Source organism: Streptomyces sp. ITFR-16 (assembly GCF_031844705.1).
Lineage (GTDB): Bacteria > Actinomycetota > Actinomycetes > Streptomycetales > Streptomycetaceae > Streptomyces.
In genome coordinates, this window is the sequence record NZ_CP134609.1 from 6,800,697 (window position 1) to 6,822,546 (window position 21,850).

Here is a 21,850-nt window from a genome sequence, read left to right on the forward strand (position 1 = left end):
GGGGGTAAATCACCGGTGACGGCTGAATGTCACCCCGGTTGGCAGGGAACCTACGGCGGCCGAAGCCGATCGGTCAAGACCCGAATCCGTCGGAATGGGCGGAACCGGCATCCGGGGTGCCGGTCTCCGGCTCCTCGACCCAGCCCAGTGAGACGCTGATCCGGCGGGCGGCGTCCCGCACCTGACCGCCCAGCTCCTGGTAGCGCCAGGCCGGCAGTCCGAGCTTGAGCCCCGTGATGGACACGGCCCCGGCACACACCGACCGGTCGTCGAAGACCGGCGCGCCGATGCAGATGATGCCCTCGGCGTCCTCCTCGTCGTCCAGGGCGTAGCCGACCCGGGCGATGTCGCGCAGATGCGCCAGGAACGTCGCCGGGTCGGTGATCGTGCGGGAGGTGCGCCGGGGCAGCCCGAACCGCTCGACGACCGAGGCGGCCTCGCTCTGCGGCACGGCGGAGAGCAGCGCCTTGCCCAGTCCCGTGCAGTGCGGCAGTTCGCGCTGGCCCATGCGCAGATCGAGCCGGACGCGCTGGTCCAGCTCGACCTGGTCCACCACGACCGCGTGGCCGTCCTCGGGGACGGCGAGCCGGGAGGCCATGCCGGTGGCCCGGGAGAGATCGCGCAGGACGGGGTGGGCGACACCGCGCAGCGAGACCTGGGACCTGGCGCGGTCGCCGAGCCGGGCCAGGCTCATGCCGAGCCGGTAGCGGCGGTTCATGCCCTCGCCGTCGTCCGACACGAGGCCGTAGGCGCGCAGGGTCTGGAGCATGCCGAAGGCCGCGCTCTTGGAGATGGAGCAGGCCTGGCCGACCTCCGTGACGCTCAGGCCGTTGCCCTGCGAGGGCGCGGCGAGCGCTTCGAGGATGTCCGCTGCCCTGGCCACGCTCTTGACCCAGTACTTCGGTTCTTCTGGGGCAGCACTGTTCGTCATAGCAGAACAGCGTAGTGCCTTCGAAGCTGCGGAGGGTGCCTCCGATTCAACAAGTGCCCCGGATTCGGGCGTCGGCAGGGCGGAAGGGGGTTGACCGGTTTTCGGGGCGGACGTAATATCCAGGCACTGTTCTGCTCTACAGAACAGCGTTCTGAAAAAGCGAAACGCAGCACCGAGCACCACGGATCACCCCTTCCTGCGGCGACTGCCGGGCGGATGGCGCCAGGGACTCACGGGCCGGGCAGGGCCCACGAGAACCGACGACTCTCGACGCAAGGAGCAAGCGATATGAGTTCAGGCCCGGCCGGCAAGGAATCCGGGGCCCGGCTCGCCGAGCGCGCCCGCCAGGTCGTACCCGGCGGCGTCAACAGCGGTCAGCGCAGCGTTCCCGGACTGACCGACCTGGTGGTCACCGCGACCGACGGCGCACGGTTCCGCACCGCCGACGGACGCGAGTACACCGACTTCCACTCGGCGTTCGGCCCGCCGCTGCTCGGACACAACGACCCGGACGTGGCCCGCGCCACCGCCGAGGCCGGCGCGACCCTCGGGCACATGGGCGTCGGCGTCACCGAGGGCGAGGTCCTCCTCGCCGAACAGCTCACCGAGCTGATCCCCTCCCTGGAGAAGGTGCTGCTCACCAGCACCGGCAGCGAGGCCACCTTCCACGCGCTGCGCGTCTCCCGCGCCGCCACCGGCCGCCGCCTCGTCGTCAAGTTCCAGGGCTGCTACCACGGCTGGCACGACGCGGTCAGCCTCAACGTCATCTCCGAGCCCTCGAAGGTCGGCGGCCACGACCCGATCTCGACCGGCATCCTGCCCGAGGTCCTCGAAGCCACCCTCGTCCTGCCGTTCAACGACAGCGAGGCCGTCCGGCGCACCTTCGCCGAGCACGGCCCCGACATCGCCGCCGTCATCGTCGAACCCGTCCCGCACAACGTCGGCGCGCTCCTGCCGTACCAGGAGTTCCTGACGACGCTGCGCGAGGAGACCACCCGGGCCGGCAGCGTCCTGATCTTCGACGAGGTCATCACCGGCTTCCGGCACGCCCTGGGCGGCTGGCAGCAGATCTCCGGCGTCACCCCCGACCTCACCACCCTCGGCAAGGCCATCGCCAACGGCGCCCCCGTCGGCGCGATCGGAGGCCGCGCCGACCTGATGGACCTCTTCTCCACCCGCCCCGGCGCCCCCGCCTTCTTCGCCGGCACGTACAACGGCCACCCGTCCGTCGTCGCCGCCGCCCTCGCCACGTTGCGCAAGCTCCGCGAGGAGCCCGTCCACGAGCACGTCTTCCGGCTCGGCGACCGCGTCCGCACCGGACTGACCGGCCTCTACGCGCGCCTCGGCGTGCCCGCCGTCGTCACCGGCTACGGCTCCGTCTTCGTCAGCTACTTCATGCCGGGCGAGGCCCCCCGCACCTACGCGGACCTGCTGCACAACGACGCCTCCATGTTCGTCGGCTACCGCCGCAGACTCCTGGACCACGGGCTGTTCGAGCTGCCCCTCAACCTCAAGCGCAGCCACATCAGCTACGCGCACACCGACGCCGACGTGGACCGCCTGATCGAAGGCACCGAGGCCGCCGTCACGGCCGTCCTCGCCGAGGGCGGCGCCCGCGACCTGGCCCACACCTCGACCATGGGCGGAGCGACCCGCTGATGCTCACCGTCAACCGCACCCGGCCCGCAGGACCCGCCGGCCGGATCACCCGCGTCGAGACCCTGATGCTCGGCACCTCCTGGCGCGACTTCGGCTATGTCCGGGTCCACACCGACGAGGGCCTGACCGGCGTCGGCGAGATCACCCACCCCTACCGGGTGAGCGAGGTCTGCGCCCTCACCGAGGCCATCGCCGGACGCCATCTGATCGGCGCCGACCCCTTCGACGTCGAGGAGCTGTGGCTCCGCGTCTACCAGGGCGACTTCCTGCGCGGCGGCGACATGGGCGGCATCGCCCTGTCCGGCCTCGACCAGGCGATGTACGACCTGATGGGCAAGGCGCTCGGGGTACCCGCCTACCGGCTGACCGGCGGGGCCTGCCGCGACGACGTCCGCGTCTACGCCAACGGCTGGTACACCGGCGAACGCGAGCCCGAGATCTTCGCCGCCAAGGCGAAGGAGACCGTCGCCAAGGGCTACACCGCCCTCAAGTTCGACCCCTTCGGCCCCGGGCTGCACGAGCTGGAACGGGCCGAACTGCGCCGCTCCCTCGACCTCGTCGCCGCCGTCCGCGAAGCCATCGGACCGGACATCGACCTCTTCATCGAGGGCCATGCCCGCTTCGCCATGCCGACCGCCGCCCGGCTCGTGCGGGAGCTGGAGCCCTTCGACATCGGCTGGTTCGAGGAGCCGATGCCCTGGACCCACATCGAGCGGTACGCGGAACTGCGCCGGCGCGCCGCGTTCCCCCTCTCCGGCGGTGAGCACTTCCACAACCGCTACGAGTACAAGCAGCTCTTCGCCACGCACGCCGTCGACATCATCCAGCCCGACCTGTCCATGGCCGGCGGCTTCACCGAGGTCAGAAAGCTCGCCGCCATCGCCGACACGCACGGCATGCTGGTCGCCCCGCACAACTCCAACTCCCCGCTCTGCACCACCGTCTCGGTGCACGCGGCGCTCGGAATCCCCAACTTCAAGATCCTGGAAACCTTCGACGGGCTCCTGGAGCCGTTCGTCTTCGACGCCCTCAAGGGCACCCTCCCGATGGAAGGCGGCCGCATCGGTCTGCCGACCGCCCCGGGGATCGGCGTCGAACTCGTCGACGAGGTCTTCGAGGAGCACCCGCCCAGCCACCGCTTCTGGAACATGTTCGCGGACGGCTGGGAGAAGCGGAACCGCACATGATCGTCGACGTCCACTCCCATCTCTTCCGCCACAGCCACGACTTCACCGACCCGTTCAGCTCCGACTCCGCCCGCGCCCACGCCGGCGAGGTCGACCTCACGGTGAAGTGGGAGGAGTACGCCGCCACCGCACCCGACTCCACCCGCACGATCGTCGTCGGCGGCAAGGCGCGCCGCAGCGGCCTCTGGGTCGACGACGCCGCCGTGGCCGCGTACGTCGGGCAGCACCCCGACCGGCTGATCGGCTACCTGGCGCTCGACCCCACCCAGCCCGGCTGGCAGGAGGAACTGCGCTACGGCCACCAGGAGCTCGGCCTGCGCGGCATCAAACTGATGCCGATGTACGCGGGCTTCGACCCGGCGGCCGAGGAGTACGACGAGCTGTACACGTACGCCGAACGCAACGGGCTGCCGCTCCTGGTGCACACCGGCACCACGTTCGTCTCCAGCGCACCGCTGGAGTGGGCGATGCCCCGCCATCTGGACGCGGTCGCCATCCGCCACCCCGAGCTGCGGATGGTCCTCGCCCATCTCGGCCACCCCTTCGAGGGCGAGTGCATCGCGGTCATCCGCAAGCACCCGCATGTGTACGCCGACCTCAGCGCCCTGCACTACCGGCCCTTCCAGCTCTGGCACAGCCTCCGGCTCGTCCAGGACTACGGGGTCTTCCACAAGGTGCTGTTCGGCAGCGACTACCCGTTCACGACGGTCGACGACTCGGTGAAGGGGCTGCGGGAGATCGCCCGGATCCCCGGCATCCCCGGACTGCCGCCGCTCGACGCGGACGCGGTGGAGGAGATCATCCACCGGCCCTCGCTCGATCTCCTGGGCCTGAACGGCTGACCGGCCGTCCCCCCAGCCTGCGGGCCCGGAGCCCGGGTCACCCCCCGTCCCCGGCACCGGGCCCGCAGCCGGGCCGCCGCGCTCCACCTCGTTGTGTCCCGCGCGGCGGCCCACCTCTCGTCCCTCTCCGTCCGAAGGAACCCCGCCATGACCGCAGCCGTCCCGCCCACCGGCACCGACCGCTTCGACCTGACCGGCCGCACCGCGGTCGTCACCGGGGCGGCCCGCGGCCTCGGCCGGTCCTTCGCCGTCGGCCTCGCCGAGGCGGGCGCCGACCTGGTCCTGGTCGACCTGCCCGGCGCCGAGGGCATCGCCGAGACCGCCGCCGCCGTGGAGGCGCTCGGCCGGGGCTGCCGTGTCCACGGGCAGGACCTCGCGGACACCGAGGCGCTGGCCGGCTTCGCCGACACGGTCCGGGCCGAGGCGGGACCGCTGCACATCCTGGTCAACAACGCGGGCACCGCGGCCCTGGAACGCTTCAACGAGATCACCCCCGCCGGCTGGGCGCACATCATGCGGGTCAACGTGGACGCCGTGTTCTTCCTCAGCCAGCGCATCGCCGAACACATGACGGCCGACGCCGTCCCCGGCCGCATCATCACCATCACCTCGAAGAACGCCCTGGTCGCGGAAGCGGGCCTCGCCCACTACAACGCCTCCAAGGCCGCCGCCCAGCTGCTCACCGAGACCCTGGCGATCGAACTCGCCCCGCACGGCATCACCGCCAACACCCTCGCCCCCGGCATGGTCGAGACCCCCATCGACGGCGAGTTCCCCTTCGACCGGGAGGCGTTCGAGTCCGCGTACCGCGAGCGCATCCCGCTCGGCCGGTACGCCCGGCCCGACGAGTGCGTGGGCGCGCTGCTGCTGCTCGCCTCGGACGCGGGGGCGTACCTCACGGGGGCGCGGCTGGTCGTCGACGGGGGAGTGCTGGCGGACCAGATGCCGCGGATGCGCTTCATGCCGCCGTACCGCAACACGATCTGACCCGGCCGGCCCGCCGGTCCCGCCGAGCACGCACCGACACGCGAGGAGCACCTTCGTCATGTCCGTCAACGCCGCCGCGTCCTCCCGCCGGAATCTGCTGCGGGCTTCGGGTCTGGCCGGTCTGGTCATGGCCGGTACGGCCGCGGCCACCACCCCGGCCCAGGCCGCACCCACCCACACCCGTGACGTCCTGCACCTGGACACCGTCACCGCCCTGCGCGCCCTCAACACCACCCCCCTGACCGACGGCACCCACATCCTCCTCGCCGGCTACCACACCCCCGGCGACGGCGGCGGCATGGCCCTGCGCTGGAACAAGAAATCCACCGCCCCGCACAACGGCGGCACCGTCATCGCCCCCACCCACACACCGAAAACCGGACGCTGGCACCAACTCCACACCGGAACCATCGACTTCCGCACCTTCGGCCACTTCAACGCCGACACCCCCGCCGACACCGCCCTCCAGACCCTCGTCAACGACCCCACCGTCCACCGCATCGAGGCCCACACCGACCTCCTGTTCACCCAACGCCACCTCTTCAACCGCTCCACCATCGAAGTCGACTTCGGCGGCCACCACATCCACACCACCGGCATCGAGAAAAACACCCACGACAACCCCTTCGGCGCCCTCCTCTCCTTCCGCGGCACCCCCACCGACACCACCGTCAAACACACCCTGAGCGCCACCGTCATCGAACTGACCGACACCTTCCCGGTCCCCGATGCCAGGGCCTTCGCGGTCGGCCAGTGGTGGGCCGTGCAGGTCGACCCGGTCGAGGGCGGGGGCGGGGACGAACGCGAGTTGCAGAAGCTCGTCGAGATCACCGAGATCATCGACGCCGGCCACATCCGCATCGGCTACCTCAACGGCTGGGAACTGGCCGCCGGACGCCGGCTCTCCTGGACCCGGATCGAGCCCGTCCGTGACACCCATGTCCGCAACATGGTCTTCGAGGGCGCCGGACCCGACGAGTACACCGGCTCCCACCCCGTCAGCTTCGAGTACGCCGTCGGCTGCGACGTCTCCGGCATCCACGCCACCGGCACCTTCTGGCCGGTCGTCATGCGCCGCTGGTGCACCCGTTTCCGTACCGAGGACTGCTCGCTGAAGAACCCGCCCACCGTCGAGTACGGCGGCGCGGGCTATCTCACCCAGCAGATCTACTGCCTGTACGGGCGGGTCGCCGACTGCACGACCAGCAATGTGCGCCATCTCAACGACCTCACTGCCTCCGCCTACTGCACCGTCGTGAACTGCCACGGCGACGGGGACGACGCGGGCGGCAACCCCTTCACCACCCACGGCCAGTACGAGCACGACCTGCTCTTCGACGGCAACTCCGGACTGATGGACCTCGCCAACTCCGGTGCGCAGTGGGGGATCTCCGCCAAGCGGATCACCGTACGCAGACACGTCTGCTCCTGGTTCACCGCCAACACGAAGATCACCGACCTGACCCTGGAGGACATCACGGTGATCGCCCGCCCCACCTTCGACCAGGCGGGCACCCTCACCGTGAACGCCGACGGGGCGCAGGTGCGCGGCTGCACCGCGAAGACCTTCGCCGTCGCCCAGCGCTCGGCCCGCTCGACCCGGCCGACGACGATCAGCGACTGCTCCTTCGAACCGCCCGCCGGCACGGTCCTCGTGCAGACCCCGGTCACCGCGCCGGTCCACTTCGTGCGCTGCACGTTCAAGGGTGCCGACGGGCTGGTGCTGCGCGGCGCGGGCCCCGTCCACCTCACCGACTGCACCGTCACCGGCGCCGGGGACGCGGCCCCGCTCTCGGTCGGCTCGGCGGACCTGCGGATCGACGGCGGTACGTACGACGGCACCGGCATCGAGCTCAGTGGCGTGCGCGACCAGCGGATCACCGTGACCGGCGGCGCCCGGTTCACCGGCACCAACAAGGCCAAGGCGTTCCTCGGCCGGGCGGCCGGCCCCGGCAGCGCGGTCTGGGACCTCACCGGCATCACCGCCGTGGCAGCGGGGCCCGACACCGCGCACATCCGCATCGCCGACGGCACCAACCACTACGCGGCCACCGGCAGCCGCTTCACCGGCGGCACCCTCCACCTCGCCCCGGCCGCCCTCGCGTCGGTCCTGCACACCGCGTGTGTCGAGGACGGGACCCGGCGCGAGGCGATGCCCCCGGCCGGCGACACCGTGCGCACGGACGGGAACCTCGTGCTGTGAGCGCCGTCGTCCGCACGGCGACCCCCGCCGACGACCCCGCCCTGGCCGCTCTGTGGCGCTCCTGCTTCGACGCCCCGCACCTCACCGCCCTGCACGCCCTGGACCCGGAACGCCACCGTCGTACGTTCGTCGCCGAGAACCCCGCCGGTGACGGGATCGACGCGGTCGTCGTCCATGTGCCGAGGCTGATCCGCGACGCGGCCGGCACGCCGCAGCGCGTCGGCGGCATCGGCAGTGTGGCCACGCGCCCCGAGGCCAGGGGCCGGGGGCTGGTACGGCAGTTGCTCGCTGCGGCGGAACGCTCGATGACCTCGGAAGGGTGTGCCTGGTCGCTGCTGTTCACCGGAACGCCGGGCGTCTACCGGGGCTCGGGCTGGCAGGAGTTCGCCACGTCGTACACCGAGGGGAACCTCGCCGCCGGCGTCCCCGCTCCGGGGCCGTTCGCCGTGCGTCGGGCGGGTGCGGCGGATGCCGTGGAGGTGGCCGCGCTGCACCACGCGTACAACGCGGTCCGGCCGCTCACCGCGCTGCGGGAGCCCGGTGACTGGGCGGTGCGCGTACCCGCCTGGTACGGCACCCCGGAGCGGTCGCTCGTGGCGGTGGACCCCGGGTCCGGGGCGCTGGCCGGCTGGATCGTGGCCCGGCACGAGGGGGACCGGGTGGAGGTGCGCGAGTTCGCGGGCGCGGCCGGGAGCCTGGGCGCCCTGCTCGCCGCCGTCGGCGCACGCGGCCGGGCGGCCGGGCTGACCCGGGCGAGGGTCCGGCTTCCCGACGGCCCCGATGTGACCGCCGCGTGCGGCGCCTTCCTGACGGATGCCCGCAGGGTGACCGAACACGTGGGAATGGCCAAGCCGTTGCACGCCGCGGCGGCCTCCGTACGAGCCACCGTCACGGCCCCCGGCGCCGTCCACTGGTACGGAGACTCCTTCTGAGGGCTCCTTGCGAGGGTTCCTTGTGAGGACTCCCGCACCAGGGTGCCTCGCCCGGTCAGCCGCAGGGAGTGAGCAGACAGCGGCCGACCAGCCCTGCCCCGGCGTCCGTCCGCCGTCTGAACTCCTCGGCCAGGGTGGGGACATCACGCAGCCGCCAGAGCACCAGGACCGACGACCACGCGGCCTCGCGGGCGCGCTCCGGATTCCAGCTGCCGAGCAGATGGAGAAGCGGATCGCCGACCTCCAGCGTCTCCGGACCCGGCATCAGCTCGTCGTCGATCCGCTCCTCGATCCTCAGGAGGAGATCGCCCGCCCGCTCGAACTCCTCCTCCAGGTCCGCCGGTGCGCAGCGGAGCGTACGGCAGGTGTCGATGACGGCGAGCGCCAGATCGTGGCCGGTGTGCGCGTTGAGGCCCGCCAGCGCGAACTGCACCGGCCGTACGCCGGGATGGCGCCGGTACTGCAGGAGCGGACGCCAGCAGTCGGGCGCCCGCCGCCCGGCCGCCGCCGCTTCCACCGCGGCCAGATAACGCTCCACCAGCCGGACGGCCAGCGGCCCGATGGGCTCCCGGCCCGGCGCCGCACCGGCACCCGGCCCGGCGACCTCCTCGGCCGCCGCCAGATACATCTGGTGGAACACCTCGATCCCGTCGCCCGAACCGTCCCCGCTTCCGTCCCCCGGCGGCCCGGACGCGCGCAGCCGTGCGGCCACCGTGCCCGCACCGGCCGGTCCGGCGACAGCGGCGGGGCGGCCGGTGCCGTGCTCCAACTGCTCGAACTGCGCCATGGCGGCAGCGTCCCAGCCGTAGGCTCGCCGTGGCGCCGGGAAGCCGTCGATTCATCGGAACGGGGTAACGACGGCAGCACCACCGGCGCCGGGGAGGGGAACGAGGAGTGTCGGGCGTACGTACCCAACGCCGGGTCGCACGGAGGGAGTCCGGGGAGCGCGGTCGCCGGGCGCGCCGCCAGGCCATGGCCGCCGTCGCCTCGGCGGTGGTCGCCGTCGGCACGGCCACCGGGGTGATCTCCGCCCTCGGTGGTGCGGCGGAGCGGACCACCGCCCGCCCCGACGTCACGGCGTCGCCGACGGTGGCGCCGCTGCCGGCCGTGCCGAGCCCGACGGCCGCACCGCGCACCCCGCCGGCGCCCGCGACCACCACCGCGCCCAGGACGTCGCGGCCGGCGCCCAGGGCGCCCGCGCACGCGGCGGCCCCGCCGGCCGGCGGGCTCTACCGCCACCCCGGCTCCCAGGTACTGGACTGGGTGGCCGCCCACCGGAGCGACCCGAGGCGCCCGCTGATCGAGGAACGGATAGCGGCGCGGCCCGCCGCCGTCTGGTTCGCCTCCTACAACCCCGCCGAGGTCACCGGCCGGGTCAGGGCGGTGACCTCGGCGGCGGCCCGGTCCGGCCGGACCCCGGTGCTGGTGGCCTACGCCATCCCCGGCCGGGACTGTGGAGGGGCGTCCGATGGCGGCGCGCCCGACCTCGCGGCGTACGACGCGTGGATCAGGCGGTTCGCGGCGGGGCTCGGCAGCGGGCCGGTGATCGTGATCCTCGAACCCGACGCCCTCGCGCTCTCCGACTGCCTCTCGGACGCCGGCCGTGCGGCCCGCAACGCCTCGCTGGCCCGGGCGGGCCGCGCCCTGCACACGGCGAACCCGAAGGCCCGGGTCTACTTCGACGGCGGCCACTCGGGCTGGCACGCCGCCTCGAAACAGGCCGCGGCGCTGCGGGCGGCGGGCGCGGCGAGCAGCGGCGACGGCATCTTCACCAACGTGTCGAACTTCCACCGCACCGCCGACGAGGCCGACTACGCCCGCCGGGTGCTGGCCGCGCTCGGCGGGCCGGCACGGCTCGGCGCCGTCATCGACACCAGCCGCAACGGGAACGGGGCGCCGGCGGCCGGTGAATGGTGCGATCCGGCGGGCCGCGCGCTGGGCCGGGCCCCCACCACGGACACCGGGGAGGCCCGGATCGACGCCTATCTGTGGGTGAAGCTGCCGGGCGAGTCCGACGGCTGCAAGGGTGCGGCGGGGTCCTTCACCCCCGACTACGCGTACCAGCTGGCGACGGGCTGACCCGGGTCAGGCGCCGTCGGCGGGCGGCTCCTTGTCGTATGCGGACGTGCCCGAGTCGAGCAGCGGCTCCTGCGTCTTCAGATGGGCCGGGGCGAAGGCGCGCAACACGTGGTAGCCGGTGATCACGACGATGGTGCCGAGGGCGATCCCGCTGAGCTCGAAGTTGTCGGAGATCTTCAGACTGACCCCGCCGACGCCGATGATGATGCCCGCGGCGGCCGGCACCAGGTTCAGCGGATTGCGCAGATCGACCTTGGCGTTCAGCCAGATCTGTGCGCCGAGCAGGCCGATCATGCCGTACAGGATGACGGTGATGCCGCCGAGCACCCCGCCCGGGATGGCGGCGACGACCGCGCCGAACTTCGGGCAGAGGCCGAACAGCAGGGCGAAGCAGGCGGCCGCCCAGTAGGCGGCGGTGGAGTAGACACGGGTCGCGGCCATCACGCCGATGTTCTCGGAGTACGTCGTGTTCGGCGGACCGCCCACCGCCGTGGAGAGCATCGAGGCGGCGCCGTCCGCGGCGATCGCCGTGCCCAGCTTGCCGTCCAGGGAGCGGCCGGTCATCTCGCCGACGGCCTTCACATGGCCGGCGTTCTCCGCGATCAGCGCGATGACGACGGGCAGCGCGACGAGGATCGCGGACCACTCGAAGCTCGGTGCGTGGAACGACGGCAGCCCGACCCAGTCGGCCTTGCCCACGCCCGACAGGTCCAGCCGCCAGTGGTCCACGGCCTCGGCCCCGCCCGCCGTCGAGTGGATCTTCCCGAAGACACGGTCCAGGACCCAGGACAGGACGTAACCGAAGATCAGGCCGAGGAAGATCGCGATACGGGAGAAGAACCCGCGCAGACAGACCACGGCCAGTCCGGTGAACAGCATCACCAGCAGGGCGGTCCACTGGTCCTGCGGCCAGTACGTCGACGCGGTCACCGGCGCCAGGTTGAAGCCGATGAGCATGACGACCGCGCCCGTCACCACCGGCGGCATCGCCGCGTGGATGATCCGCGCCCCGAACCGCTGGACCGCGAGCCCGGCCAGGAAGAGCACCACGCCGACCACGAAGACCGCGCCGGTGACCACGGCACTGTCGCCGCCGCTCGCCCGGATCGTCGCGGCGACCCCGACGAACGAGAGCGAGCAGCCCAGATAGCTGGGCACCTGGCCGCGCGTGGCGAGCAGGAAGATGGCCGTCGCGACACCCGACATCATGATCGCCAGGTTCGGGTCGAGCCCCATCAGCACCGGCGAGACGAACGACGCGCCGAACATGGCGACCACGTGCTGGGCACCGAGCCCGAAGGTCCGGGGCCAGGAGAGCCGCTCGTCGGGGCGGACCACCGCTCCCGGTGCGGGCGTCTTCCCGTCGCCGTGCAAGGTCCAGCGCACGCCGAGGCCCATGGTTGCTCCCTGTGTGTAGATGCGGAGTCCAGTACCTCGCCCGGCACGGCGCCCACCGCGGAAATGATCAGCGCCATGTTAGTGCCGCCGCACCCGCGCCTCCCGTCCGGACCCGGCCGCCCGCAGGGGGCGGCTCAGGGACGGGGCTCCGCAGCCGCCGCGTCCCGCACGGCGCCGGCGGACGCGGGCACCTTGCGGTCACCGGCCCGCAGCACCCCCGCGCCGAGCACCAGACCGAACGCCAGCACGGACACCAGGCCGAACGAGACGACCAGCGAGGTGGCCTCGGCGAGCGAGCCGATCGCGGACGGGGCGATGAGCCCCGAGGTGTACGTGATCGTCGCGACACCGGCGATGGCCTGGCTCGGGTTCGGCCCGCTGCGGCCCGCCGCCGCGAAGGCGAGCGGGACGACCACGGCGATGCCGAGACCCATCAGCCCGAAACCGCACATCGCCACCGCCGCGTGGGGAGCGGTGACCACCATGATCCCGCCGGCCGTCGCCAGGAGCCCGCCCGTCCGCACGGTCCGTACCGAGCCGAAGCGGTCGACGACCCGGTCGCCCGCGATCCGGGCCACCGCCATCGTCAGGGTGAACGCGGTCGTGGCCACGGCCGCGAGACCGGCCGAGCTGTCCAGGACATCGCGGAGGTAGACCGCCGACCAGTCCAGGCTCGCCCCCTCGGCGAACACCGCGCAGAAGCCCACCGCCCCGATGATCAGCGCCGACTTCGGCGGCAGCGCGAAGCGCGGCGGCGGCTCCTGGTCCGGCTCGCTGCGCAGATCCAGCACCCGCCGGCAGGCGGTCAGCCCCAGAGCGGTCAGCACGAGGGCGGCGACGGTGTGGTGCAGTCGCGCGTCGGCCCCCAGATGGGCGGCCACCGTGCCGGCCGCCGAGCCGATCAGGGCGCCCACGCTCCACATGCCGTGCAGCCCGGACATGATCGACTTGTCGAGACGGTTCTCCACCTCGACGCCGAGCGCGTTCATCGCCACGTCGGACATGCCGGCCGACGCGCCGTACGCCAGGAGCGCCGCGCACAGGGTCAGCAGATTGGGGGCCAGCGCGGGCAGGATCAGGGCCAGCGTCCACAGCGCCAGCAGCCCGCGCAGAGCGGTCCTGGCACCGAAGCGATGGCTGATCGCACCGGCCAGCGGCATGGCGAGCGAGGCGCCGATGGCGGGGAAGGCCAGCGCGATGCCGAGCTGGCCGGCATTGACCCCGGCGTGCTCCTGGATCCAGGGCACCCGGGTGGCGAAGCTTCCGGTGACCGCGCCGTGGACGGTGAAGACCGCGGCGATGGCGTACCTGGCCCGCCTCACCTCTTGTGTACCGAAGACCGTAGCCGTGGAATCCGTCGTCATGCCGCCGTGCCCTCCCCTGGGTGTCCGCTGTCCGCCGGGTAAACTATCAGGAACCCTGCCTGATAAATAGACCGCCCGATCCCGGGCCGAGCAGTGATCTGGAAGGATCCCGGCATGCCCGCATCACCGAGCACCGCCCGGGCCATCAACGACCGGCTCGCCCTGCGACTGCTCCAGCAGGACGGCCCGCTGACGGCCACTCAGTTGAAGACCCTCACCGGACTCTCCCGGCCCACCGTCGCCGACCTGGTCGAAAGGCTCCAGGGAGCGGGCCTGATCCATGTGGTCGGCGAGGCCGGTGCCCGGCGCCGGGGCCCCAACGCCCGCCTCTACGGCATCGTCGCCGACCGCGCCCTGCTGGCGGCCCTGGATGTACGCACCGACAGTGTCGCCGTCGTCGTCGCCGACCTGCTGGGCGCGACGCTCGCCGAGGCGACCCTGCCGATCGGCAGCGACACCGCCGCCGACGACGCCGTCGAACACGCCGTCGCCCTGCTGGAGCGGACCGCGCGCCGGGCCGGCACGGCCCCGCTGCACAGCGTCGGCATCGGCGCCCCCGGCCTGATCGACCCGGTCAGCGGCGAACTCCGCGACACCTCGGGGCTGCCCTCCTGGCACCGCAGCCTGGTGCGGGTGCTCCAGCAGCGGCTGCCCGCGACGGTGCTCGTGGAGAACGAGACCAACCTCGCCGCCGTCGCCGAACACCGCGTCGGCGCGGCCCGCGACCACGACACGTTCGTCCTGCTCTGGCTCGGCCACGGTGTCGGAGCGGCCGTCATGCTGGACGGTGCGCTGCGCCGGGGGGTCTCCGGCGGCGCGGGCGAGATCGGCTTCCTGCCGGTGCCCGGCACGGCCGGGCTTCCCTCGGCCGTCAACTGCGACGGCGGCTTCCACTCCTTGGTGGGCTCGGCGCCGCTGTGCGAACTGGCCGCCGCGCACGGCATCACGGTGTCCGCCGACGGCCGGGAGCCGGGCGCGGCGGTGGCCGTACGCGCGGCGCTCGCGGGGGAGGGGGACGGCGAGGCGTTCCTCGGCGCCGTCGCCGACCGCCTCGCCCTCGGCGCGGCTGCCGTCGCCTCGGTCCTCGACCCGGGCTGCGTCCTGCTGGCGGGCGAGGTCGGCCACGCGGGCGGTGAGGCGCTGGCCGCGCGGGTGGAGGAGCGGCTGGCGATGATGTCGCCCCTGCGCACGGAGGTCCGGGCCGGGACGCTGGGCGGCACGGCGGTCCTGCGGGGCGCGGTGCTGGTGGCGCGGGAGGCGGCGCAGGACGCGTTGTTCGCCCCCGAGGGCTGAGGGTTCCGTCCTCAATCGCCGGACGGGCTTGTCCGGTGCGGGTGCTCCGTGAGGTGCGGACTCTGTCCGGGTGGGGGTCCGGTGCCCCTCCGGGGAGACTCCTCGGACGACGAACGTGCGGCGACGACGCACTGGTACTCGGGAACATGTTCGTCGTCCTGCGGGGACTCCCCTGCACGGCCCCGGACCGGCCGTCGTGCGTCTGCGGCAGTCGGACAACCGGCGTTCAGTCGCAAGGACGGCCGGGTGGGGGCGTGCAGGGGAGTCCCCGCAGGAAATGGCGTACGACCCGGGTCCCTCGCGTACCCGGGTGAACACGCCATTTCCGAGGAGTCTCCCCGGAGGGACCCCACCCCCACCCACCGGACAGAGCGAACCCCGTGGGGCACCAACCCCACGGGGAACCCCGCCACGGAGAGGGGATCAGCAGGCGCCGAGGTCCTCCCAGACGCCCCACTCACCGGTGGACCCGGGCGCCTCGCCCTTCGTCCACCACTTCGCCTTCCACTGGTGCGCCCCGTGGCTCACCGTCGCCCCCGCCCCGTACTCGGCCGACGCGCTCCAGGCCGCCGCCGCGCAGGCGCCGCCGGTCGGATCCGGCGTAGGCGTCCCACCCGTGGGGTCGGGCGACGGCGTGCCGCCCCCGGTGCCCGGCTCGACCACCGTCGTGCCACGGGCCAGGTCCCCGGCGAGCGCGTACGACTTCCCGCCGAAGGTCACCGTCCAGTTCGACGGTGTCGACGTCGGCAGGTAGTACACGAAGTCCAGGTCCACCGAGGCGCCGGGCGCCAGGGTCTGCCAGGACGGCAGCTTCAGCGAGACGCGGTTGTAGTCGCCCTTCAGCCCGCCGATGTTGTTCGCGGCCGTGTGGTCGCTGCGCACGATCGTCGTGCCGAAGCCCGACTGGTCCTTGGCATTGGCCGGCGCCGAGGTCGCGTAGTCGAACTGGAACTCCGTGCCGCCCGGCAGCGTCGTCTGCGTGTTGTTGGTGATCTTCAGCTTGGGGCTGATCGGGTAGTTGGAGTCACCCAGCGGGAACTGGTCGAAGGACACGTCGATGTCCAGCGCCTGCGTCGGCAGGTCGATGGTCGAGCGCTTCGCCCCGTACGGCGCCGCCGACTTGAAGGTGTCGTACATCGTCGAGGTGAGCGTGGAGCCGGGCTCGTACTGTCCCTTGGCGGCGTTGTAGCCGTAGTCGCCCGCCAGCTCCCAGATCATCGTGCCGCCGATGCCCTTGTCGGCCACGTAGTCCGCCTTGGCCTTCACCGACTGCTCGTCCTCGGTGGAGAGGAAGACCTTCTTCTCCGCGTTCCACAGCCACGGCGCGACCAGCGTCGAGTCGTACTTGCGGACGTAGGTGCCGGTCAGCTTCGTGTCCGCCGGGAACCCGTAGTCCGTGACGTAGTCGCCGACGACACCCTTCTCCAGGTTCTTCGCGTGCCACATCGGGTTGGAGCCGGCCGGGGCCTCCTTGCCGTTGGTGTCCAGGTCGTGCCAGAGGTTGTCGATGCCGACGGCGCCGTCACCGCACTTGGTCAGCCCCGCGCCCGCCGGGCAGTCCGTGGAGGCTGCCTTGCCCCACAGCCCGTCGGTGCCGCCCTGCACGTTCTTGAAGCCGCGCGTGTAGTACGGCAGCCCGATGTTGATGCGGCCGGACGGCATCGAGCCGCGGAAGTAGTGGTAGGCCCAGTCGGTGTTGAGGTAGCCGGTGCCGCCGTACTGCGAGGTCGAGTAGACGCTCGCCTGGGCGAGTTCGGCGTCCTTGCCGTCGTCGAACAGCGCGGCGTTGGGGCCGACGTACTCGTTCCACGCGCCGTGCAGGTCGTACGACATGATGTTGACGTAGTCCAGGTACTTCTGGACCTGGAAGGTCTCCATGCCGCGCAGCAGATAGCCGGACGAGGGAGCGGCGACGCTGAGCAGGTAGTGCTTCCCGTCGGCGGCGGACGCCCGGTCGAGCTTCTCGCGCAGGGTCTTCATCAGCGCGCCGTAGCTCTTGACCAGTCCGGCCCTGCGGGCGTTGGACAGCGTCCAGTCCAGCGGGTTGCCGGCGTCCTTCATCGTGGTCGGGTACTCGTAGTCGATGTCGACGCCGTTGAAGCCGTACTTCTTGATGAAGGCGACCGTGGAGTCGGCGAAGGTGTTGATTCCGGCCTGGTTGACCGAGCCGTCGGCGTTGGTCGCCATCGAGTAGAAGCCGCCGGAGTCCACCCGGTTGCCGCTGTCGTCGAAGTAGCCGCCGGTCTCGGCCCAGCCGCCGACCGAGACCATCGTCTTCACGTTCGGGTGCTGCTTCTTGAACTTGGTGAGCAGGTTGAAGTGGCCCTTGTACGGGAGGTCCGGGTCCATCTCGGCGCCCGCCACGCCCGGCCAGGTCATCCCGGTGGAGGCGTTTTCCGGCCCGTCCGCGCCGACCGAGATCTTGTTGGCGCCGTCGACATGGGCGAATGCGTAGTTGAGGTGGGTGACCTTGTCCCAGGGGATGTCGGAGGCGAGGTAGGCGGGGGTGCCGTCCTTGCCGGTCCGCCAGCTGGTGAAGTAGCCGATGACCCGGCGCGGGTGGTCGGCGCCCATCTTCTCGCGGCCCTCGGAGTCGTACACGGAGCAGTACGGCACGGCCACGCCGGGCGTCTCGTACAGCCCGTCGGGGCGACAGGACTCCTGGTCGGCGGCGTGCGACACGGTGGCGGAGAGCGATCCCATCAGCAGCGCGGCGACGGTGGCGCCGGCTGCGAGGAGCGTGGTTCTCGCGCGGGTGGGAGACAGCACGTTCGGTTCCTCCTGGGGAGGTCGGCAGAACACAACTGACAAAAGGGTGGGTCGTGTTGGGTTCCCGGTGTGCGCACACCGCGGAACCGCTCCTCGGAGGTGACGCAGAGATTAAGAGGACTAGACCAGTGCGTCAATAGGTCTGGACCATTAATGACGAGGTGTCCGAAAAGAGCCTTGTCACGGCCTGTCTGTGAGCCACTCCACAGCGTTCACCCGTATGGCCCCCGGCCAGTCGTGGCACACTGATCGTGTACCAGCAGTAGCGCACTCCGGGGTCGGTGCAATTCCGAACCGGCGGTTACAGTCCGCGACCCGTCCGCATCCAGCGGCCGGTTGACCAGGTGAGATTCCTGGACCGACGGTTAAAGTCCGGATGGGAGGCAGTGCGCGGCGGGCCGTTTCGCGGGTACGCCGCCGTCGGCGGATGGTTTTCGGGCGACCGATCCATCCGTTTTTCGGGCATCCGGCGTCCCTGCCCTGCGTTCCGCTTCATCTGTCGTCATCGACAGGCCCCGGAGTCCGTGCCCGAAGAGGCAGGAGGACCCGGTGGACACCGCAGCCGACACCACCGCTATGCGCCGAGCCGTCACGCTCGCCGCCCGCGGTCTCGGCTCCACCAGCCCCAACCCGGTCGTCGGATGCGTCGTCCTCGACGCGGCAGGGCGACCCGCCGGAGAAGGCTTCCACCGGCGCGCCGGCGGACCGCACGCCGAGATCCACGCCCTGCGCGCGGCCGGCGAGAAGGCCCGCGGCGGCACCGCCTACGTCACCCTCGAACCCTGTAATCACACCGGCCGCACCGGCCCCTGCGCCCAGGCCCTCATCGAGGCCGGAGTCGCCCGGGTCGTGTACGCGGTCGGCGACCCGAACCCGCAGGCCACCGGCGGTGCGGACACCCTGCGCGTCGCCGGGATCACCGCCGAGCGGGGCCTGCTCGCCGAGGAGGCCGAAGCGGTCAACGCCGCCTGGCTGACCTCGGTGCGCCTGGGCCGTCCGCACGTCACCTGGAAGTACGCGGCGACCCTGGACGGCCGGATCGCCGCCGCCGACGCCACCAGCCGCTGGATCACCTCCGTCGAGTCCCGCGCCGACGTCCACCGGCTGCGCGCCGAGGCGGACGCCGTCGTCGCCGGCTCCGGCACCGCCCGCACCGACGACCCCCACCTCGCGGTACGGGGCATCGAGGGCGCCGTCCAGCCGCTGCGGGTCGTCGTCGACACCGCCGCCACCGCCGTACGGCCCGGCGCCCGGGTCCTCGACACCGCCGCGCCCACCCTCGTCGCGGTCGCCGACGACGCCGACACCGGCCACCTCCCCGAGGCGTCCGTCCTGAGGCTGCCGCGCGCGGCCACCGGCCCCGGACTGGACCTGCCCGCACTGCTCGCCGCCCTCCACGGGCGCGGCGTCCGCTCCCTGCTCCTCGAAGGCGGCCCCACCCTGGCCGGTGCCTTCGTCGCGGCGGGCCTGGTCGACAGGGTCGTCGGCTATCTCGCCCCCGTCCTCCTCGGCGCCGGCCCCGCAGCCCTCGCCGACGCCGGAATCTCCACCATCGCCCAGGCGTTGCGCCTCGATGTGACCGAGACCGTACGCATCGGCCCCGATCTGCGCATCACCGCCGTCCCCGGCCCAGCCCGGAAGGAAAACTGAGTGTTCACCGGAATTGTCGAAGAACTGGGTGAGGTCACCGCCGTCGAGAAGCTCGACGACGCCTCTCGATTCCGCCTGCGCGGTCCCGTCGTCACCGAGGGCGCCAAGCACGGCGACTCGATCGCCGTCAACGGCGTCTGCCTGACCGTCGTCGACCTCGGCGAGCACGAGTTCACCGCCGATGTGATGGCCGAGACCCTGAACCGCTCCAGCCTCGGCGCCCTGGCCACCGGCTCACGCGTCAACCTGGAACGCCCGATGGCCCTCGGCGGCCGGCTCGGCGGGCACATCGTCCAGGGCCACGTCGACGGCACGGGCCGCATCGTCGAGCGCACGGTCTCCGAGAACTGGGAGATCGTGAAGATCTCCCTCCCGGCGGACCTGACCCGCTACGTGGTGGAGAAGGGGTCGATCACCGTCGACGGCGTGAGCCTGACCGTCGTGGACGCCGGACCCGACTACTTCACCATCAGCCTCATCCCCACCACCCTCGCCCTGACCACGCTCGGCATCAAGGGGCCCGGCGACCCGGTCAACCTGGAAGTGGACGTCATCGCGAAGTACGTCGAGCGGCTGCTCGGCGACTCCGCCCGGGAGTCCGGGGAGCCGGCGAAGTGAGCGCCCTGCACTGGCTGAACTCCGAGGCCTTCACCGTCTTCGACCAGCACATCATCTGGTCGGACATGATCGGCAACACGATCGGTCTGATCGCCCTGACCCTGGGCTGGCTCCGCTCCGTCTGGACCTGGCCCGCCCAGCTCCTGTCCGGCGTCGTGCTGGTCGCCGCCAACGTCTCCGTGCACCAGGCGGGCAGCGTAGGCAAGCAGCTCATCGTCGTCGCCGTGGCCGTCTGGGGCTGGCAGCAGTGGACCCGGGGCAGGCAGCAGGCCCAGGACGGCTCCATCGCCGTCCGGTTCGCCACCTGGCGCGAGCGGGGCTTCCTGCTCGGCGGCGCCGCCCTCGGCACCCTCGCGGTCGGCGGCCTGTTCACCGCGTTCCCCTCGCTCTCCTGGAGCCCCTGGGCCGACGCGTACATCTTCGCCGGGACGCTCGTGGCGATGCTCGCCCAGGCGCGCGGCATGGTCGAGTTCTGGTTCGCCTGGCTCCTCGTCGACCTGGTCGGCGTCCCGCTGAACTTCCACAGCGGACTCGCCTTCTCCGGTCTCATCTACGTCGTCTACGGGGCCCTCGTCCTGTGGGGCATGCGCGACTGGTGGCTGCGTACGCGGACACCCGCTCTGGAAGGAGCCACGGCATGACTGCCCAGCCCACCTGGTTGCACCGGGAGCACACCGCACCCGCCGAGGACCTCTCCCTCGACCCCGTCGAGCAGGCCGTCCGCGACATCGCCGCCGGCCGCCCCGTCGTGGTCGTCGACGACGAGGACCGGGAGAACGAGGGCGACCTCGTCATCGCCGCCGAGAAGGCCACCCCCGAGATCATCGCCTTCATGATGAGCGAGTGCCGCGGACTGATCTGCGCGCCCATGGAGAACGACGAGCTGGAACGGCTCGAACTGCCGCAGATGGTCGACCACAACACCGAGTCGATGAAGACCGCCTTCACCGTCTCCGTCGACGCCTCCGCCGCGCACGGCGTGACCACCGGCATCTCCGCCGCAGACCGCGCCACCACGCTGCGCCTGCTGGCCGGCGGCACCGCAGGACCCGGCGACTTCGTCCGCCCCGGCCACATCTTCCCGCTGCGCGCCCGCACCGGCGGGGTGCTGGTGCGCAACGGCCACACGGAGGCCGCCGTCGACCTCGCCCGGCTCGCCGGGCTCCGCCCCGCCGGCGCCATCGTCGAGATCGCCGGCGAGGACGGCGTCATGCTGCGCCTGCCGCAGCTGGTCCCGTTCGCCCGCAAGCACGGGCTGACGATCATCTCCATCGAGGACCTGATCGCCTACCGGCGCACCTCCGAGCCGACCGTCCGCCGTGAGGCCGAGGTCCGGCTGCCGACCGCCTTCGGCGCCTTCACCGCGTACGGCTACCGCTCCACCGTGGACGGCGTCGAGCACGTCGCCCTGGTCCACGGCGACATCGGCGACGGCGACGACGTCCTGGTCCGGGTCCACTCCGAATGCCTGACCGGCGACATCTTCCAGTCCGAGCGCTGCGACTGCGGCCCCCAGCTGCACGCCTCCATGCGGCGCATCACGGACGAGGGCCGCGGCGTCGTCGTCTATCTGCGCGGCCACGAGGGCCGCGGCATCGGGCTCGTCTCCAAGCTGCGCGCGTACGAGCTCCAGGAGCGCGGCGTCGACACGCTCGACGCCAATCTGGAGCTCGGCCTGCCCGCCGACGCCCGGGACTACGCGGCAGGCGCCCAGATCCTCAAGGACCTCGGCGTCCACAGCCTGCGCCTGATGACGAACAACCCCGAGAAGACCGCCGCCGTCCTGCGGCACGGCCTGGCCGTCACCGGCCGCGAGCCGATGCCCGTCCAGGCCGGCGAGCACAATCTGCGGTACCTGCGCACCAAGCGCGACCGCATGGGCCACGACCTGCCCTGGCTCGACGCCGCCGCGGTGTCGACCTGCGGCAACCAGTAGCC

At 72.1% G+C, this 21,850-nt stretch carries 17 protein-coding genes and 1 riboswitch; of the genes, 12 read left to right on the forward strand and 5 right to left on the reverse strand.

What is annotated here, in order from left to right; translation table 11 throughout:
• Positions 1-73: 73 nt before the first annotated feature.
• A complete protein-coding gene (locus RLT58_RS30265; protein WP_311313533.1) occupies positions 74-931 on the reverse strand; it encodes an IclR family transcriptional regulator in 858 nt (285 codons plus the stop codon).
• Between the two features lie 288 nt (positions 932-1,219).
• Here RLT58_RS30265 and RLT58_RS30270 point away from each other — a divergent pair, with 288 nt between their 5' ends.
• From RLT58_RS30270 to RLT58_RS30295, 6 genes are all read left to right on the forward strand, one after another.
• Complete coding sequence (locus RLT58_RS30270; protein WP_311313534.1) at positions 1,220-2,590, forward strand: aspartate aminotransferase family protein; 1,371 nt, start codon at positions 1,220-1,222, stop codon at positions 2,588-2,590.
• Entirely contained in the window at positions 2,590-3,777 is a 1,188-nt protein-coding gene (locus tag RLT58_RS30275) for a mandelate racemase/muconate lactonizing enzyme family protein (RefSeq protein ID WP_311313535.1), read from the forward strand. Before RLT58_RS30270 ends, RLT58_RS30275 begins: the two co-directional genes overlap by 1 nt.
• The gene (locus RLT58_RS30280; protein WP_311313536.1) at positions 3,774-4,619 is read left to right on the forward strand and encodes an amidohydrolase family protein; all 846 of its coding nucleotides are present in this window, start codon (positions 3,774-3,776) and stop codon (positions 4,617-4,619) included. The genes RLT58_RS30275 and RLT58_RS30280 overlap by 4 nt, the downstream gene beginning before the upstream one ends.
• A 147-nt stretch (positions 4,620-4,766) precedes the next feature.
• Complete coding sequence (locus RLT58_RS30285) at positions 4,767-5,606, forward strand: SDR family NAD(P)-dependent oxidoreductase (protein WP_311313537.1); 840 nt, start codon at positions 4,767-4,769, stop codon at positions 5,604-5,606.
• A gap of 58 nt (positions 5,607-5,664) precedes the next feature.
• Entirely contained in the window at positions 5,665-7,809 is a 2,145-nt protein-coding gene (locus RLT58_RS30290) for a putative phage tail protein (protein WP_311313538.1), read from the forward strand.
• Entirely contained in the window at positions 7,806-8,741 is a 936-nt protein-coding gene (locus RLT58_RS30295; RefSeq protein ID WP_311313539.1) for a GNAT family N-acetyltransferase, read from the forward strand. The genes RLT58_RS30290 and RLT58_RS30295 overlap by 4 nt, the downstream gene beginning before the upstream one ends.
• A 55-nt stretch (positions 8,742-8,796) precedes the next feature.
• Here the strand turns inward: RLT58_RS30295 and RLT58_RS30300 are convergent, their stop codons facing one another.
• Positions 8,797-9,528: a DUF5995 family protein gene (locus RLT58_RS30300; RefSeq protein ID WP_311313540.1), complete on the reverse strand. Its 732-nt coding sequence runs from the start codon at positions 9,526-9,528 to the stop codon at positions 8,797-8,799.
• 107 nt (positions 9,529-9,635) lie between these two features.
• Here RLT58_RS30300 and RLT58_RS30305 point away from each other — a divergent pair, with 107 nt between their 5' ends.
• Positions 9,636-10,820 (forward strand): glycoside hydrolase family 6 protein, encoded by a 1,185-nt coding sequence (locus RLT58_RS30305; RefSeq protein ID WP_399131697.1) that lies wholly within the window; start codon positions 9,636-9,638, stop codon positions 10,818-10,820.
• A 6-nt stretch (positions 10,821-10,826) separates the two neighbouring features.
• Here RLT58_RS30305 and RLT58_RS30310 read toward each other — a convergent pair whose 3' ends face one another.
• Positions 10,827-12,218: a uracil-xanthine permease family protein gene (locus tag RLT58_RS30310; protein WP_311313541.1), complete on the reverse strand. Its 1,392-nt coding sequence runs from the start codon at positions 12,216-12,218 to the stop codon at positions 10,827-10,829.
• Between the two features lie 134 nt (positions 12,219-12,352).
• Entirely contained in the window at positions 12,353-13,582 is a 1,230-nt protein-coding gene (locus tag RLT58_RS30315; protein ID WP_311313542.1) for an MFS transporter, read from the reverse strand.
• A gap of 114 nt (positions 13,583-13,696) precedes the next feature.
• Here RLT58_RS30315 and RLT58_RS30320 point away from each other — a divergent pair, with 114 nt between their 5' ends.
• Positions 13,697-14,875, forward strand: coding sequence for an ROK family transcriptional regulator (locus tag RLT58_RS30320; RefSeq protein WP_311313543.1), 1,179 nt, complete (start codon positions 13,697-13,699; stop codon positions 14,873-14,875).
• Positions 14,876-15,298: 423 nt separating this feature from the next.
• Here the strand turns inward: RLT58_RS30320 and RLT58_RS30325 are convergent, their stop codons facing one another.
• Complete coding sequence (locus RLT58_RS30325) at positions 15,299-17,644, reverse strand: chitinase C-terminal domain-containing protein (RefSeq protein WP_311313544.1); 2,346 nt, start codon at positions 17,642-17,644, stop codon at positions 15,299-15,301.
• 263 nt (positions 17,645-17,907) lie between these two features.
• A riboswitch (FMN riboswitch) is annotated at positions 17,908-18,038 on the forward strand.
• Between the two features lie 155 nt (positions 18,039-18,193).
• Here RLT58_RS30325 and ribD point away from each other — a divergent pair.
• Genes ribD through RLT58_RS30345 form a run of 4 tightly spaced genes read left to right on the forward strand, consistent with a single transcriptional unit; the run spans position 18,194 to position 21,848 of the window.
• Positions 18,194-19,294 (forward strand): bifunctional diaminohydroxyphosphoribosylaminopyrimidine deaminase/5-amino-6-(5-phosphoribosylamino)uracil reductase RibD, encoded by a 1,101-nt coding sequence (gene ribD, locus RLT58_RS30330; RefSeq protein ID WP_311313545.1) that lies wholly within the window; start codon positions 18,194-18,196, stop codon positions 19,292-19,294.
• Positions 19,295-19,912: a riboflavin synthase gene (locus RLT58_RS30335; RefSeq protein WP_311313546.1), complete on the forward strand. Its 618-nt coding sequence runs from the start codon at positions 19,295-19,297 to the stop codon at positions 19,910-19,912.
• Positions 19,909-20,553, forward strand: coding sequence for a nicotinamide mononucleotide transporter family protein (locus RLT58_RS30340; protein ID WP_311313547.1), 645 nt, complete (start codon positions 19,909-19,911; stop codon positions 20,551-20,553). The genes RLT58_RS30335 and RLT58_RS30340 overlap by 4 nt, the downstream gene beginning before the upstream one ends.
• Positions 20,550-21,848, forward strand: coding sequence for a bifunctional 3,4-dihydroxy-2-butanone-4-phosphate synthase/GTP cyclohydrolase II (locus RLT58_RS30345; RefSeq protein WP_311313548.1), 1,299 nt, complete (start codon positions 20,550-20,552; stop codon positions 21,846-21,848). Before RLT58_RS30340 ends, RLT58_RS30345 begins: the two co-directional genes overlap by 4 nt.
• Positions 21,849-21,850 lie beyond the last annotated feature (2 nt).

Coding starts and splice junctions, on each gene's coding strand:
- RLT58_RS30270 (WP_311313534.1), top strand. CDS start 1,220: ATGAGTTCAGGCCCGGCCGGCAAGGAATCCGGGGCCCGGCTCGCCGAG.
- RLT58_RS30280 (WP_311313536.1), top strand. CDS start 3,774: ATGATCGTCGACGTCCACTCCCATCTCTTCCGCCACAGCCACGACTTC.
- RLT58_RS30265 (WP_311313533.1), bottom strand. CDS start 931: ATGACGAACAGTGCTGCCCCAGAAGAACCGAAGTACTGGGTCAAGAGC.
- RLT58_RS30345 (WP_311313548.1), top strand. CDS start 20,550: ATGACTGCCCAGCCCACCTGGTTGCACCGGGAGCACACCGCACCCGCC.
- RLT58_RS30275 (WP_311313535.1), top strand. CDS start 2,590: ATGCTCACCGTCAACCGCACCCGGCCCGCAGGACCCGCCGGCCGGATC.
- RLT58_RS30310 (WP_311313541.1), bottom strand. CDS start 12,218: ATGGGCCTCGGCGTGCGCTGGACCTTGCACGGCGACGGGAAGACGCCC.
- RLT58_RS30320 (WP_311313543.1), top strand. CDS start 13,697: ATGCCCGCATCACCGAGCACCGCCCGGGCCATCAACGACCGGCTCGCC.
- RLT58_RS30315 (WP_311313542.1), bottom strand. CDS start 13,582: ATGACGACGGATTCCACGGCTACGGTCTTCGGTACACAAGAGGTGAGG.
- RLT58_RS30300 (WP_311313540.1), bottom strand. CDS start 9,528: ATGGCGCAGTTCGAGCAGTTGGAGCACGGCACCGGCCGCCCCGCCGCT.
- RLT58_RS30290 (WP_311313538.1), top strand. CDS start 5,665: ATGTCCGTCAACGCCGCCGCGTCCTCCCGCCGGAATCTGCTGCGGGCT.
- RLT58_RS30285 (WP_311313537.1), top strand. CDS start 4,767: ATGACCGCAGCCGTCCCGCCCACCGGCACCGACCGCTTCGACCTGACC.